The organism is Empedobacter tilapiae, from assembly GCF_004785645.1.
GTDB classification, from domain to species: domain Bacteria; phylum Bacteroidota; class Bacteroidia; order Flavobacteriales; family Weeksellaceae; genus Empedobacter; species Empedobacter tilapiae.
Genome location: NZ_SRPE01000006.1, coordinates 168,212 through 181,601, shown reverse-complemented (window position 1 = coordinate 181,601; position 13,390 = coordinate 168,212). Strand labels below are relative to the sequence as shown.

General features: G+C 29.9%; 19 protein-coding genes. 3 read left to right on the top strand and 16 right to left on the bottom strand.

Features of this window, described 5'->3' with window-relative positions:
* Position 1: 1 nt before the first annotated feature.
* The 11 genes from E4J94_RS09930 to E4J94_RS09880 all read right to left on the bottom strand — a co-directional run bounded on the left by E4J94_RS09930 (position 2) and on the right by E4J94_RS09880 (position 5,670).
* A complete protein-coding gene (locus E4J94_RS09930; RefSeq protein WP_135835654.1) occupies positions 2-304 on the bottom strand; it encodes a hypothetical protein in 303 nt (100 codons plus the stop codon).
* A complete protein-coding gene (locus E4J94_RS09925; RefSeq protein WP_135835653.1) occupies positions 282-635 on the bottom strand; it encodes a hypothetical protein in 354 nt (117 codons plus the stop codon). Before E4J94_RS09925 ends, E4J94_RS09930 begins: the two co-directional genes overlap by 23 nt.
* On the bottom strand, positions 635-922 hold the full coding sequence (locus E4J94_RS09920; protein ID WP_135835652.1) for an oxidase: 288 nt from the start codon (positions 920-922) through the stop codon (positions 635-637). The genes E4J94_RS09925 and E4J94_RS09920 overlap by 1 nt, the downstream gene beginning before the upstream one ends.
* Entirely contained in the window at positions 922-1,125 is a 204-nt protein-coding gene (locus tag E4J94_RS09915) for a hypothetical protein (protein WP_135835651.1), read from the bottom strand. Before E4J94_RS09915 ends, E4J94_RS09920 begins: the two co-directional genes overlap by 1 nt.
* A 4-nt stretch (positions 1,126-1,129) precedes the next feature.
* Positions 1,130-1,615, bottom strand: coding sequence for a hypothetical protein (locus E4J94_RS09910; protein ID WP_135835650.1), 486 nt, complete (start codon positions 1,613-1,615; stop codon positions 1,130-1,132).
* A complete protein-coding gene (locus E4J94_RS09905; protein WP_135835649.1) occupies positions 1,615-2,700 on the bottom strand; it encodes a hypothetical protein in 1,086 nt (361 codons plus the stop codon). The genes E4J94_RS09910 and E4J94_RS09905 overlap by 1 nt, the downstream gene beginning before the upstream one ends.
* A complete protein-coding gene (locus tag E4J94_RS09900) occupies positions 2,690-3,397 on the bottom strand; it encodes a DUF6046 domain-containing protein (RefSeq protein WP_135835648.1) in 708 nt (235 codons plus the stop codon). Before E4J94_RS09900 ends, E4J94_RS09905 begins: the two co-directional genes overlap by 11 nt.
* On the bottom strand, positions 3,387-3,566 hold the full coding sequence (locus tag E4J94_RS09895) for a hypothetical protein (protein WP_135835647.1): 180 nt from the start codon (positions 3,564-3,566) through the stop codon (positions 3,387-3,389). Before E4J94_RS09895 ends, E4J94_RS09900 begins: the two co-directional genes overlap by 11 nt.
* A gap of 14 nt (positions 3,567-3,580) precedes the next feature.
* On the bottom strand, positions 3,581-3,907 hold the full coding sequence (locus E4J94_RS09890) for a hypothetical protein (RefSeq protein WP_135835646.1): 327 nt from the start codon (positions 3,905-3,907) through the stop codon (positions 3,581-3,583).
* Between the two features lie 84 nt (positions 3,908-3,991).
* The gene (locus tag E4J94_RS09885; protein WP_135835645.1) at positions 3,992-4,411 is read right to left on the bottom strand and encodes a hypothetical protein; all 420 of its coding nucleotides are present in this window, start codon (positions 4,409-4,411) and stop codon (positions 3,992-3,994) included.
* Positions 4,412-4,434: 23 nt separating this feature from the next.
* Complete coding sequence (locus E4J94_RS09880) at positions 4,435-5,670, bottom strand: DUF2586 family protein (protein ID WP_135835644.1); 1,236 nt, start codon at positions 5,668-5,670, stop codon at positions 4,435-4,437.
* 188 nt (positions 5,671-5,858) lie between these two features.
* Here E4J94_RS09880 and E4J94_RS09875 point away from each other — a divergent pair, with 188 nt between their 5' ends.
* Positions 5,859-7,745, top strand: a complete 1,887-nt coding sequence (locus E4J94_RS09875; protein WP_135835643.1) for a phage tail tape measure protein — start codon at positions 5,859-5,861, stop codon at positions 7,743-7,745.
* A gap of 14 nt (positions 7,746-7,759) precedes the next feature.
* Positions 7,760-8,257: a hypothetical protein gene (locus E4J94_RS09870; RefSeq protein ID WP_135835642.1), complete on the top strand. Its 498-nt coding sequence runs from the start codon at positions 7,760-7,762 to the stop codon at positions 8,255-8,257.
* An 82-nt stretch (positions 8,258-8,339) separates the two neighbouring features.
* Here the strand turns inward: E4J94_RS09870 and E4J94_RS09865 are convergent, their stop codons facing one another.
* Positions 8,340-8,543 (bottom strand): hypothetical protein, encoded by a 204-nt coding sequence (locus E4J94_RS09865; protein ID WP_135835641.1) that lies wholly within the window; start codon positions 8,541-8,543, stop codon positions 8,340-8,342.
* A 32-nt stretch (positions 8,544-8,575) separates the two neighbouring features.
* Positions 8,576-8,740, bottom strand: coding sequence for a hypothetical protein (locus E4J94_RS17605; protein ID WP_168801855.1), 165 nt, complete (start codon positions 8,738-8,740; stop codon positions 8,576-8,578).
* A gap of 275 nt (positions 8,741-9,015) precedes the next feature.
* Here E4J94_RS17605 and E4J94_RS09860 point away from each other — a divergent pair, with 275 nt between their 5' ends.
* Complete coding sequence (locus E4J94_RS09860) at positions 9,016-9,786, top strand: XRE family transcriptional regulator (protein ID WP_135835640.1); 771 nt, start codon at positions 9,016-9,018, stop codon at positions 9,784-9,786.
* Between the two features lie 291 nt (positions 9,787-10,077).
* Here the strand turns inward: E4J94_RS09860 and E4J94_RS09855 are convergent, their stop codons facing one another.
* From E4J94_RS09855 to E4J94_RS09845, 3 genes are all read right to left on the bottom strand, one after another.
* Complete coding sequence (locus E4J94_RS09855; protein WP_135835639.1) at positions 10,078-10,443, bottom strand: hypothetical protein; 366 nt, start codon at positions 10,441-10,443, stop codon at positions 10,078-10,080.
* Positions 10,444-10,557: 114 nt separating this feature from the next.
* Positions 10,558-11,946, bottom strand: coding sequence for an NADH-quinone oxidoreductase subunit N (locus tag E4J94_RS09850; protein WP_135835638.1), 1,389 nt, complete (start codon positions 11,944-11,946; stop codon positions 10,558-10,560).
* A gap of 20 nt (positions 11,947-11,966) precedes the next feature.
* Entirely contained in the window at positions 11,967-13,385 is a 1,419-nt protein-coding gene (locus tag E4J94_RS09845; protein ID WP_038333343.1) for a complex I subunit 4 family protein, read from the bottom strand.
* Positions 13,386-13,390 lie beyond the last annotated feature (5 nt).

Below are 13,390 nucleotides of genomic sequence, written 5' to 3'. Positions count from 1 at the left end.
TTTATTGTATTTCAAAGTCAATTTGTATTGCCCAATAATCGATACCTGATGGTAATTCAATTATTTCTAAGGTCTCTAACTGTATAGCTGTTGCTGGTTTTAAGTTTTCTAATTGATAATATTCTACAGTTAAGCGTTCGCCAAAATCTAAGTCATTCGGAATTTCTAAAATCTGTCCAGCTATAATATCATCTGTTACAGATAAATTATTAACTTCTGCTAACTGAAATGCTCCTTTGGCGGTTCCGAATAGATAGATAGAAACATCCAGTAAGGTTTGATTATGTAAGACTTTTATTTCCATGTTTTGTTAATCTTTCTAGTTCTATCACTCTTTTACGTAATTCAGTATTCTCAGTTTGGAGCATTTCTATTTTCCTATTGAGGATTGTCACTTCTTCTCTCAATACTTTTTCTTTCGAATTCATTAATGCTTCATAATCTTGATATTTCTTCTCATAACGATTTCGTAAATCATCAAGCATTTCTTTATAATAATTAGACATTCTTATTTCATTGTCTATTTCTGTAGTCTGAGCCTCTGCATTTGATTTTCTTCTTCCGAAAATCCATCCAAAAAAAGCGCTGCCTCCAACACTGATTAATCCTGTTATTGTTATGAGTATCTCATTCATTAAATTATAATTTTTGTTTTTTCAATACCTTCTGTTGTATCAATTGTAGGATTTAAGTAATTATCATATTCAAGTTGGATACTCAGTTCTCTTGCAAATTGGTATTCAGATATCGTTGTTTTTACATAATTTATAGCTCCAAATCCTAGTAAGGGAAACTCTTTAAACTCTCCTTTCTGAGCAATAAAAATATCTCCCACATGCTGTTGATCACTTTCTCCTAAATCAAAATCTCCTAATTTGTTAATTACCAAATCATTTTTTTCATTTCTTAAAAAATCTTTCATTATTCAATTTTTCCTGTTCCTGTAAATGGCCCTTGATTAGAAGTTCCTGTAATTTGAATTGTTGCTGTTAATAAATAACTTTCAATAGCTAATGCTAGTTTCTCAGCATAAATCCTTTTTCCTGATTCGTAATCTTCGGATCTAATCATTTCATCTTGAATCGCAATAATATTTTGCACAAATTGTTCTTTATTTAAAGCCATATAATTAGAATAAAAGTTGATTTGTTTTTTGTTTTAAGTCTTTAAACACTTGTGTATTCACTTCTATAAATTTTCCTGGTCCTGATGGAGTCTGAATAATTGCGTTCTCGAGTGTTTGGAAAAGATCATTTAGAATATTTTTTAGATTAGCTTCTTTGTTTAAAATTCTGAATTTTCCTTCTTTCATTTCGAATTCCTGCTCTTCTATTCTAATTACCACACGGTCTATTTCTGAATATTTAATCACAAACAAATCGTCTGTATCATTAAGTCTTCCATAAATGATTTGTGAACCTATTTTTGGATAAACTGTTAGTTTTGAACCTAATTTATCATCTATTGCATTGAGTTTTATATCATCTATTCCATCTGAAGTTTCGCAAGTATTTTCATCTACAGCTACAACAGTTTCCATCATTAATGGAAATCTCCGAACTCCTTTTTTATTGGTTAGCTTTACTGCTTGTTCAAATAATTCTCCTAGTTCCATTATAGTATATAGCTAATTTTTACATTTCTTTTTATTCCATCTGAAGCGTTAACATTTATAGTAACTCCCTCCACAAAATATCTTCCATCTTGATGTTTATCAGGATAAAAAGGGCGAACAATATCCACGGCATCACCTGGTTCTACGATAGGGTAACACCATGTATTGATAGAACCTTCAAGTCTATTTGTTACTCTACCTTTATGTAATTTCTTCGCCATATCTTGCAAAGTAGCTTTATCAATATTCGGAGGCATTTCTACAGACTCTTCTATTTCACCTTTTTCTCCAGCAGTCCCTTCTAAAATTTTTCCATTATTTTGTTTAGACTTTACAGTTAAAAATAATTTTGTGTCATTTTTATCATTTATAAATTTGATATCAGAGCCTCTTCTAATGTTTTGAGAGAAATTGAGTTTATGTGTTTTTAAATCTCGTGTAAAAAAATCAGCAGTCATTCCAATATTCAACTGTTTAGTATATTCAGACCCTTCTGCTCTAGAAAACCAAGATCGAATAAATGTTTTTTCTTTCAGTTGTTGCAATACTTCGTAAGGAGTTGCATTTTCTATTTTCCATTTTCCAACATTATAATCTGCATCATATTCCAAATCATGCCTTTTTTGAAAATTTTCAGGTAATACAGCTTGTAAAATTTCTTTGAGATTCCCAGATTTGAAATAACCAGAATATCTTTTTGCTTTTTTTAGTTGATACATTTCGTCTTCACATTCAATAATTAAAGGAGTATCAGCACTTATTTTTGTTATATACCCTACAAACTCTAAGTTATATTCTCCATCATAACCAAATCTTATTTCAACTCTATCACCTTTTCGAATAAAATCTAAAATTGATTTACCTTCTATACTTATCGTCTTATTTAATTGGTTATCTGATTCTTTTAACACGTTTCTAAATTCACGAGGTAATTCAATTTTAGCTGTACTTGTCAAGTTCTGAACACTTTTTTCTATTTGAACAGATGTACATCTAGAAAAATGAAGACCTTGATCATCATTACCAACAATCAAAATCTTAATATTAATATTATGATATAAATGATTTTTTATGTTAGTATCCATATTCCTCACTTTTGTCTACAGGGTCTGGCTCTTGATTTAATTCATCTGTAATTATTTTACCCTTACCCAATATAAAGTTTACAGACTTAATGCTACTTGCACTAATACTTACTTGCATCGTATCTTGAAATCCTTCTATAGGTGAAAAATCAATCGATTTGAAATAAATACTATCTATTCCTTTTTCTTGAAATTGTATTCCTTCAACTGCTATAACTCCATTATAGCTCCAGACCTTTTTTAATTTTTTAATCTCTTCTGTTGGATAAATTCGGTTATCTAAATCGATAAGTAGACCTTTCATTTCTATATTCCAGGGTTTTGTTCCCCATCGTTCTATTACAATAGGATCGTCATCATTAACCTCTGTTTCAATCAAAGATTTTTCTTGAGAAAAAGTCATCATTAATGGTGGTGCAAAAACGTTACCTCTAGCACTATCTAACACTGCAGAAAATTCTAAAGAATCTTTTTGAGGAGTTATTAGTTTAACATACTCTACATTCGTATTAGTTGAAGGATAGTACTCGAATCCTTTTATTTTACCTGCCATTTTTTCTCCAAAAACCTTAGACACTACTTTAGATGCTGCATTTAATCCAAAAGCTGCTGCAAAACGAGATGCTAAATCAATGGTTATATTCTGAGGAGATTTGATGCTATCATTTAAAATTTTGCTATAATTTTTATAAGCCATTCTCTGCTTTTTTAGGGGTTATAATTCCTTTTTCCATCAACCATTTTACTTGAGCCCATTTTAGGGCCCATGTATCATCATCCAATTGTTCAGGAAATGGTATGTGTAGAAAATGACTGATGAATGCATTAATTTTGAAAATCTGATCATATTCGTCATCATCTATCAAACCTGTACAATCGGTTAGTACTTTTCCACTTTTGCTGCAGCCATAGGGATTGTTTCGGCAATACCTGCAACACAAGAATTAAATAGAGCATCACTTGACAAAACCTCATCTCGATCAGTTAGTAAGCACCCATTTACCAATACTTCTTGCGCTTTTTTAGGATTTACATTCGCATATTTCAAATATTCTCCCATTGTTGTACGATCCGGAATACGGCTAATAACTTCTAATTCTAAATCTTGAAATTCATCACGTAAAACCAATCGTCTTAAATTTTGTTTCCCTCCTACTTTATCAATTGTTTCTTGAGATACTGTTTTTTGATTTTTATTTGTTGCCATTTTATTTATATTTTTTGATTATTTTAAAAATTATTAAGTAATAAAGCCTGCCTAAAACAGGCTTTATAAAATTTTAATTATTGATTAAGGTTTTGTGTTTAATTTCACTGACAATGCGAACATTGTATATTCTTTTTTCAAGCCCATTTCCCCAGTAACTTCTCTACCTTCATTCTGAAACTTAACTGTTAACTCATCGAAAACAGGAGCATTAAATTCATTTGTAAAACTTACAATCAATTTAAATGGTTTGATATCCAAAATACTTCCTTTAGCAGCCATTTCAATTGGAGCAATATCATGCATCATCACTCCCATTGTTGCAGAAGGTGTGCGTTTCCCTGCGCTCCAACTTGTTGCTTGAGAAGATCCTAATGTCCAGTTTAATTGATGTTCTTGTTCATTTCCATATGTTAAAGATGTTACTTCAATTGGAATTCCATCAATAAATGCTGTCACATCAACACTATCATATGTTTTTCCGTTTCTATTAATTGTTGCCATTAAACTTTATTTTTATTTGATTATTAAATGTTATTCTTGATATTAATTGTACCCTTAATTTCTCCAATACTTCCCATAGGCACGATAGCAAAGCTTACAATAAGTTCCTTTTCTACTAATAAATCACTTGTTGAATCAATAGTTGTTTTTCCATAAGAAATTTCTCCAGAAGCAATCATGTCTTCAAATACTTTGTCTCCTACACCTTCTAATGAAACAAGGGATCCTGATAATAATTTTCCATTTTCATCTACTGGATATGTTCTTTTTATTTTTGGTAAGTAAACAGATCTTAATTGTCTAATTGCATCATCCATAATACGCCCATAAGCAATAGTATGTTCGTTCATATTTCCTTCTTGATCCACAACTACAGGAGCACATACATGATCATTATTGATACGAATTCCTGCTAAACCAGAATAACTTAGACCGAAAATATATCCTTTATCTTCAAAGTTTTGAAGCTGAGAATAAACCTCTGTATTCTTCTTATGACTAGATAAACCTGGAATCATCCAAGCATCTTTTTTAGAATCATTAATATCAAAAGCTTCATTATCTCCGATATTTTGTTCAATAGATGCAGCTGAACAAACTCCTAATACAGTTCCTACATCTGCGAATTTTTGAGCTAAACCAGTTTTTGTTTCAGCATATTTCCAATCCTGCCCAATTACGACAGAAACCTTTGTCGCTTGGACATTCTCAATTTCACGTAAATTTTCTACTATATTAGATGCTCCATCTAAATGATAACCTTCTAAGAAAATATGACAAGGCATATTTTGTTTAAATGCCCAATCTGCTAATCCTTGTGCCAATGGAATAGATTCCACTAACTCCTCTGGTAAACCTTTTACTACAGTTGGAGCTTCTGTTGGATTTACTGCTATAGCTAATTGTCTAATCTCAAAATCTGCAGAAGCTAATAAAGTTTTAGCTGTTTCACTTTCAACAATAGTTTTTAATGTTTCAGTTTGTGAGACTAACATTAAATGCAGTTCTGTTCCTGCTCCAGCCATTCGATAAAACTCTGAAACATGTCGATAAACATGAACATTGTTTACAGCATCAAATTCTGCTGTTAATCCGTACTGCTCTAAATCGTCAGTACTGTAAATTGTAATAGGTGTATTGTATGCCAGTTTTGCTACTATAGCAGAGCTAATAATCAAAGCAGAAACGCTTCTTTTATTGTTAGTTCTGTTCGCACCTAATTTTCCTTTTTGAATTGTAATTCCGTTAAGATTGCTCATTGAGTTATTAAATTATTTATTTGACAAGGCAAAGATTAGACGGAATTTTGCCCAATCAAAAATAGTCGGCAAGGGTTGCAATCTTATTAGCAAATCGCTTGTTTTTTCTTGGAATTTTGCATCAGAAAACTTTATATATCAAACAATATATTATAAAGTCAAGTAAAATATTAACTCAAAAAACAAGTATGGCAGTAAACAAATTAGAAAGTCTACACGAATTATCTGACAAGCTGTTTAATAATTCATTAAACAATATTCAACAACGATTAAATAATGTAACAGATAAAATGAAAGCTAAATTAAAATCCTTCGCTCTTGACGCAGGAATTAGCTTTATTATATTACACGAACGGATAAGAGGAGCTACAAATAAAGTCTTGGCTAATCTCGAACCTTTTACTACAAGATTCGGAAAAGTATTCAATAATATTAAAAATATTATCAATTCTATTTCTTCTCAAATAAAGAATAGTCTTAGCACTATTTCTTCCCAAATGGGAGAAGCATTTAGTTCTAAAAATATACGTGGTTTATTAAATTCTTTTGAAACATTAAAAAATGGATTACAATTCACAAAAGGATTACAAAATAATAAAATGATGCTTCAACAAATAGGAATTCCAAATCCAGAAGAAATGAATGCCCAAGCACATTCTCTTGAAAAAAGGTGGGGAGATTCAAGTAAACTAATTTTACAAACTTCTAATATGATGGCTAATGGGTTAGGAGGATCAATGGAAAGTAATATGCACGTTTTGGAGCAATTTTACGAAAAAGGAGGTAATTTGAATGGAGATATGTTAAACCAGTTAGAAAAAAACCTTCCCAAAATTAGAGAAATGGGATTAAGTGTAGAAGATTACCTAGGTGTAATGACCAATGGTGTTAAAAAAGGAGGTTCGTCTGATAGTATTTTTAGTGGATTAGAACAGTCTATTGCTGCAATAGAAAGCCTAGATGAAAATAAACTAAATGATATAGCTTCTTCCTTAAACATCAATCCCAAAAATTTAGAAGCTGGATCTTCTTTTGATATTTTACAAACAATGCTAAAAGAAGCCAATGACCCAGCAAAAAAGGCAGCTTTAACATCAATTTTTGCTGAAACAGGACAAGAAGCAGGAGTCAATTTTATACAGGGACTTGGTGGTACAGACATAGATCCTAATAAATTAGAAAATTTTAAAGGTGCTGGTGATGGAATAAAAAATATTATGGCAAATATTGAAGCTTCTATAGCAGATAAAGTTGGTGGTATTTTACCTTATTTGGAAAGTCTTTCTACTGTAATTGGAATAGCAGAAACATTAATTCCTCTATTAACTTCATTAAATGCAATTATGTTTGCAAATCCTGTTGGAGCAATAGCAATTGGTATTGCGGCTCTAGTAGCTTATATTGCTATTGCTATCAATTATTATGATGAATGGGGAGCAGCTATGTTACAATTCTTAGGTCCTATAGGATGGGTTATTAATGCTTTTATAGCTATAAAAGATCATTGGGACAGCATTGTAGAAGCATTTAAAACAGACGGAATAATAGGTGGTTTAATACGTATTCACATTGTATTAATGGATAGATTTCTTAAACCATTGCAACAAATTTTAGAAACTATTCAAGAGTTTGATCCAACAGGATTGTCCACAAAAGCTTTAAAACGTATTAATCAAATTAGAATAGAGAATAAATTGGTTACAGATGGAGAGAAAAGCAAATTAATGAAACAAGGCAATGATGCCTTATTAAGTATTTTTACACCAGAAATACAAAACACTCTTAATAATAAAGTCAACTCAGGAAAAAGAAGTTTATACACTAATCAAAACAAAGTAAATAAATCAACCGCCAAAAACTTTTCACCTCCACAAGTAAAAGAAGATATCAACAGTGTAACACAACAAGCTAGCCAAGAAAAACGAATTGAAATTAAGATTGATTCTTTCATCAAAGGCGGAGTTCAAGTTTCTAATAATGGACAAGGAAATGGAATGAGTTCTTCAGATTTAGAAACTTGGTTCAAAGAAATGTTCCAACGTATCATCATTAATGCAGAAAATGCAACTAACTAATAAAATTATAAAAAATGAAAGAATTATATCATAAAATCGTCAATGAATTTTCCAAAGAAGATGTTATCAATATTTTTACGAAAGAAGGAATTTCGCAACCACAATATATTGATTTATATAGTCAACAAGACTTTGATGAAACAAATACAGAACTTGTAACGAAGAATAATTTATTAATTGATTGGACTGTAAATCATAAAGAAAAATCTCCTATAGCAACTCTTGTATGTAGATTATCATATGGACAATTTCATAATACTTCTGAGCACGGAACAGATGATTTCTTCTTAACTTATATAGATAAAGTTCATGAAATTTTAAAAGGTTTAGAAACTAAATCTACTGGAAAACTAAGTTTAATTGATGAAGGATTTAGCCATGATGAAAAATCAACACTTAATGTTTATTTATTACAGTATGAATGTAGTTATTTTGGGCGAAATAACACTATTGAACGCATAGGTACTTATGATAAAGTAACTTTAAAAAATGAATTAAAGTATGATTTCTAAACAATCAATATAGTAATAATCAAAAAAAACAGCTATTTATATTTTCTTATAAATAGCTGTTTTTCTTTAACTCATTAAAATTTTATACATTCTCTGTAAGTTCTTTAAGTTGTTTTTTGACATTAATTCCCAAATAAGAGTCATATGTTCGTTTACTTATATTGAACGAATTTTCTATATATTGATAATAAATTTCTTTAAAATACAATCCTTGTTTACGATGCTCAAGTGTTATTTGCTGAACTTTCAGAACTTTTTCCAAATAATTTTTTCGATGATATGCCATAGCTATTTAGATTATAAATTTTATTTAATTGGTTAGTTTATTACTCTCTTTAATCGAATGATTTTTCCTTCTCTAACATACTTGTAACCATTCTCTAATTGTCTTTTTTCAATTTCCTGAGCTTTTTTTAAGGCTCTTTGAGCTTTTGCTCTCTGTCTCTTTTTTCCAAATCGAGTTAATTCATTATTTAACTGCATTAATATTATTTTAAATTTCAAACACACATAAAACACTATATATAAATACATTACACTGTATTAAACAAAGAAAATATAATCAATAAGATTCCTGGTCAGTTAATTATTCAATTAATGACTACTTATAAAATAGATTATATTCTATATTATTAAACTTTTAGAGTAATACTTTTAGATAAATTAGATATTTTTTCATACTTTTGATTGATATATAAAGCAAATTTATAGTAAATAATCTAATGAATCAAAATAAATATAGTAGATAATCTAAATTTATGAATACAATAATAGATAGAATACTGAAAATCATAGAATTAAAAAAAATATCAAAAAACAAATTTTATATTGAAACTGGTCTTTCAAATGGTTTTCTAGATAAAGTAAAAGATATAGGAGCTTCAAAAATAGAGCAAATACTCAACACATACTCAGATATCAATCCTAATTGGTTAGTAACAGGAGAAGGAGCTATGTTTACTAATCAGAATAAAGAAATAGAAAAAAGTGATGTTACAGATAATATAACAGAAGAAGTAAGGCTATTCGATACAAACCAAAATGCAGAAATATTTACAAACACTCATGGTAATAAATTTTACATCTATCCTGATCAAACAATTAGAATAGAAGTTTTAAAAATTCCATTTCCAGCTTATGCTTCTTATATAGAAAGTTGTTTTGATGAAATAAAATTAAAAGAAGATTTTTCTACAATTTCATTTAAAGTAGACCATATAGGAAGAGGCTATTATTTAGGTTTTGAATCTATTGGAGATAGCATGTGGAACAAAGGAGGATATGATACACCTTCTGGTGCAGATATTTTAGGTAGAGAAGTAGGACGTCATTTATGGAAAGATGGTTTTCATAAAACAACTTATGGTTTTATCATCATCACTAAAACAGGTATTTTTCATAAAGATATTGCTGATCTTACAGATGACGGAATGATTGTACTAACATCAAGAAACCCTGAGTTCAAACCCTTCTTATATCCAATAGAGGATGTAAAACAAATTTTCCATGTAATTAAAAGATCATATTAAATCTAATACAAAAAAGCTTGAAACAAAACTGACTTGTTTCAAGCTTTTGATTACTTTAGACAACCAAACTCTAATCTTATCAAGTCTAATAATTCTTTTACCGATATTAATTCATCAACATTTGGATAATATTCGAGATAGTTCTCTGAATTATAATAATGAATCGTATTTTTCTTCTTGTTACTATTAATCAAAATGTAATAACTTACTCCATCAAGAATCGATGTTTTCTTTTTTGTGTTTACAACATTTCCTTCTTCTATAGAATATTGATTTGATTTATTTTTTAGCTTATAGCTTATAGCTTATTTTATCAAAATCTGGCAAGTATAAAATATCTGTATCTAAAATTTTAAACGAAATTAATTCAAGATTACTCAAAGAGTTAAATTTCTCTTTTACAATTCTAATTTTAGTTACATTATCAATTGTTCCTGCTTTTGTTTGATACAATTCTGACTTCCAATAATCATCTTTAACATTATAAAGACGAAACATTTCTAAACCTGTCGATGTAGCGTATTTTTTATAAATTCTAATTTCATTTTCATGCAATTTTAATGAATCAATTTTCAATATTCGATTTATTTCTTCAATTTGTTGAGAGAATAATATTGAATGCAAGCAAAATACTATAATCGATAAAATTAACTTCATAAAATTAGTTGAACATTTAGAATGTTAATATACTAAAAAAGCTCGTATCAAATTGATTGACACGAGCTTTTTAAATAATAAATAATAAAAAACTATATAATAATCATTCTGCAATTACCACATTGGCGTTTGCAAAAATGAAGATAATATTCCTGGAAAAATTCCCATCACAATTAAGATAACCATTCCGATGATTAAAAGGAAATTCGTTAATCCGTCTTGTGTTTTTAATTTGTTTTTCCCTTTTTTGAAATACATGTAGTTGATGATTTTGAAGTAATAATACATACTCAAAACTGCCATAACCAATGCAATTACAATCAAAAATAGGTTTTTATCGTTTGTTCCTCCAATACTCAACGCCATAAATTTCGCGAAGAAACCTCCTGTTAATGGAATACCTGCTAACGAAATCAATGAAATTGTCATCGCTGCAGCTAAAACTGGATTTGCTTTTCCTAAACCAATAAAACTATCAAATTTTGGATTTTTGAATTGATCAATCGTATAGAAAATAATGAAATTCGCAACTGAATAAGCAATCGTATAGAACATCAAAGCCTCTTTAGAAGCTGAATTGATATTGAACAAAACAAATAACATGAAACCTGCTTGCGCGATTGATGAATAAGCCATCAAACGTTTGACAGATTTTTGAGAAACTGCTCCGAAGTTTCCGATAAATAACGTCAAAATGATAATTGACGCAAATAATAAACGGTAATATTCGGTATATTCTACATTTGTTGGGAATGATTTTAAGACTAAAATAAATCCTAAAAATGATCCTCCTTTGATGATTGTCGACATAAACGATGTAAACACAGTTGGTGTACCGTCGTAAACGTCTGGTGTCCATGCATGGAAAGGTGCTGCAGAAACTTTGAAACAAAATGCGAAAATGATCAAACACCATCCTGCGTAATAAATTGTTTCGAAATCTTTGTTATAGTTCACCAATTGATCAACCATAAAAGTTCCTGTTGCGCCATACAAAAATGTTACACCTAACATCAAAATTCCTGTTGAGAAAGCTCCCATCAAGAAATATTTTACAGAAGCTTCTGTACTTCTAAGACTTTCTTTGTTTGTTCCTGCAATAATGTACATTGGAATTGACATTAATTCGATTCCTAAGAACATAATTACTAAGTTGTGGAATTGTGCTAAAACTGCGATTCCTGTAAACGAGAAGAAAATTAAGGCATAATATTCTGCCACATGTTTTCCTACTTTTCCAAACGAATCTTTGTTCAACAATAAGTAAAAAATTGCCAATCCTGCCAATGCGATAAAGAACGAAACGCCGTAAAGCGATTGTCCAATCATGTTATCGAATTTTCCTGCGAACATTGAGCAACCTTTCAAATCGAAAATTCCTCCTACAATCATTCCGAAAAACAGAACAACAGAAAGTATATTTAAGGCACGATTATTTTTGATGTAGAATCCACTAAACATCAAAATAATACCTGAAAGTGCTGATAAAATAATCGTATTCATATCTATTTATTCAAAAATGATTAATGTGCTAATAAATTAAAAATTGGTGTTGGATAAACTCCTAAAATAATCACGATGATTGCGATTACCGATAAAACTGCAATTGGTCCAAAACCTCCTTTTTGAGCATCTTTTTGTTTGATGTTTTTCACTTCTCCAAACAATAATGCGCTTGATAATCTCAACGTATAAACGGCAGATAAAATAACACCTAAACAAGCTACAACACATAAAACTGGATTGTGCGTAAACAATGCTGAAAGCATCATAAACTCTCCGATGAATGAACTTGTCAATGGTAATGCTACGTTTGCCAAACCGAATATCATGAATAAGATAGATAATGTTGGATCAACTTTCGCTAAACCACCAATCGATTTGATATCTGTCAAATCATATTTTCTTTCCATAATATCTACACATAACCATAATCCTAAAACAACTAAACCATGTGAAAACATTTGAAAATAAGCTCCTGTTACACCATTTGCTAATTCTGAAAATATTGAAACAAAGATTAAAGCTAAGTGAGCAATCGAGCTATATGCAATAATTTTCTTTACATTTTTTGCACTCAAAGCGATTAACGAAGCGTAAACTAATCCGAAAATTGCGATGTAGGTAATGTATTTGAACAATTCAGAAATCGTTGGGAACATTCCTAAATACCAAGTAACAACTGCAAATAATCCCATTTTCGCCATCAAAGCTGAAAGTACAACCGTTAATGGAGTTGGAGATGTTTTGTAAATAGTTGGTTGCCATGTATGAAATGGAAAGATTGGAATTTTAATCACAAAAGCAATTAAGAATAACAATGCCAACGCTGTATTTGTTGAATAATGCGGTCCTGTAACTTGTACAACATCTGTTAATAAAAATGATGCTGGTTGTAAGAAAAATCCGATGTAAATAATTCCTCCTAACATAAACATCGATCCTAAAATCGTGTATAAGAAGAATGTCATATTTGCGCGAATTTTGTCTTTTCCAATTCCGAATAATCCGATTAAGAAATAAACTGGAATTAAAACAACTTCCCAGAAAAAATAGAATAAAATTAAATCTTCTGCTAAGAAAACTCCATTTAATCCTGCTAAAGTTATTAGCAATAATCCGTAGAATGTATTGCTATATTTTTGTTTTGTTGTTGATAAATAAACAAAAAGAGCTAAGTAAGTAAGGTTAGTTAATAAAATCATTAATCCTCCCAAACCTTGAGCATTTAACGCGAAATAAGTTTTAACGCTGTTGAAATTGAACCATTGTGTTTGAAACGTTAACTCGTTGTTTCCACCTTTGCAAGTGATAAACAAGTACAACGCCAACAACGCTCCACCAACGAATGCTCCTAACCATCTTTGTGGTTTTTGACCTTGCATTAATAGCATAAAAACTCCTACTATTAATGGTAAAATGATAAATAAAGATAAAAGCATTACTA

What these genes read in the sequence shown, in the direction of transcription:
- E4J94_RS09930 (WP_135835654.1), bottom strand. Translation starts at nt 304, where the DNA reads ATGGAAATAAAAGTCTTACATAATCAAACCTTACTGGATGTTTCTATC.
- E4J94_RS09925 (WP_135835653.1), bottom strand. Translation starts at nt 635, where the DNA reads ATGAATGAGATACTCATAACAATAACAGGATTAATCAGTGTTGGAGGC.
- E4J94_RS09920 (WP_135835652.1), bottom strand. Translation starts at nt 922, where the DNA reads ATGAAAGATTTTTTAAGAAATGAAAAAAATGATTTGGTAATTAACAAA.
- E4J94_RS09915 (WP_135835651.1), bottom strand. Translation starts at nt 1,125, where the DNA reads ATGGCTTTAAATAAAGAACAATTTGTGCAAAATATTATTGCGATTCAA.
- E4J94_RS09910 (WP_135835650.1), bottom strand. Translation starts at nt 1,615, where the DNA reads ATGGAACTAGGAGAATTATTTGAACAAGCAGTAAAGCTAACCAATAAA.
- E4J94_RS09905 (WP_135835649.1), bottom strand. Translation starts at nt 2,700, where the DNA reads ATGGATACTAACATAAAAAATCATTTATATCATAATATTAATATTAAG.
- E4J94_RS09900 (WP_135835648.1), bottom strand. Translation starts at nt 3,397, where the DNA reads ATGGCTTATAAAAATTATAGCAAAATTTTAAATGATAGCATCAAATCT.
- E4J94_RS09890 (WP_135835646.1), bottom strand. Translation starts at nt 3,907, where the DNA reads ATGGCAACAAATAAAAATCAAAAAACAGTATCTCAAGAAACAATTGAT.
- E4J94_RS09885 (WP_135835645.1), bottom strand. Translation starts at nt 4,411, where the DNA reads ATGGCAACAATTAATAGAAACGGAAAAACATATGATAGTGTTGATGTG.
- E4J94_RS09880 (WP_135835644.1), bottom strand. Translation starts at nt 5,670, where the DNA reads ATGAGCAATCTTAACGGAATTACAATTCAAAAAGGAAAATTAGGTGCG.
- E4J94_RS09875 (WP_135835643.1), top strand. Translation starts at nt 5,859, where the DNA reads ATGGCAGTAAACAAATTAGAAAGTCTACACGAATTATCTGACAAGCTG.
- E4J94_RS09870 (WP_135835642.1), top strand. Translation starts at nt 7,760, where the DNA reads ATGAAAGAATTATATCATAAAATCGTCAATGAATTTTCCAAAGAAGAT.
- E4J94_RS09865 (WP_135835641.1), bottom strand. Translation starts at nt 8,543, where the DNA reads ATGGCATATCATCGAAAAAATTATTTGGAAAAAGTTCTGAAAGTTCAG.
- E4J94_RS17605 (WP_168801855.1), bottom strand. Translation starts at nt 8,740, where the DNA reads ATGCAGTTAAATAATGAATTAACTCGATTTGGAAAAAAGAGACAGAGA.
- E4J94_RS09860 (WP_135835640.1), top strand. Translation starts at nt 9,016, where the DNA reads ATGAATACAATAATAGATAGAATACTGAAAATCATAGAATTAAAAAAA.
- E4J94_RS09855 (WP_135835639.1), bottom strand. Translation starts at nt 10,443, where the DNA reads ATGAAGTTAATTTTATCGATTATAGTATTTTGCTTGCATTCAATATTA.
- E4J94_RS09850 (WP_135835638.1), bottom strand. Translation starts at nt 11,946, where the DNA reads ATGAATACGATTATTTTATCAGCACTTTCAGGTATTATTTTGATGTTT.
- E4J94_RS09845 (WP_038333343.1), bottom strand. Translation starts at nt 13,385, where the DNA reads ATGCTTTTATCTTTATTTATCATTTTACCATTAATAGTAGGAGTTTTT.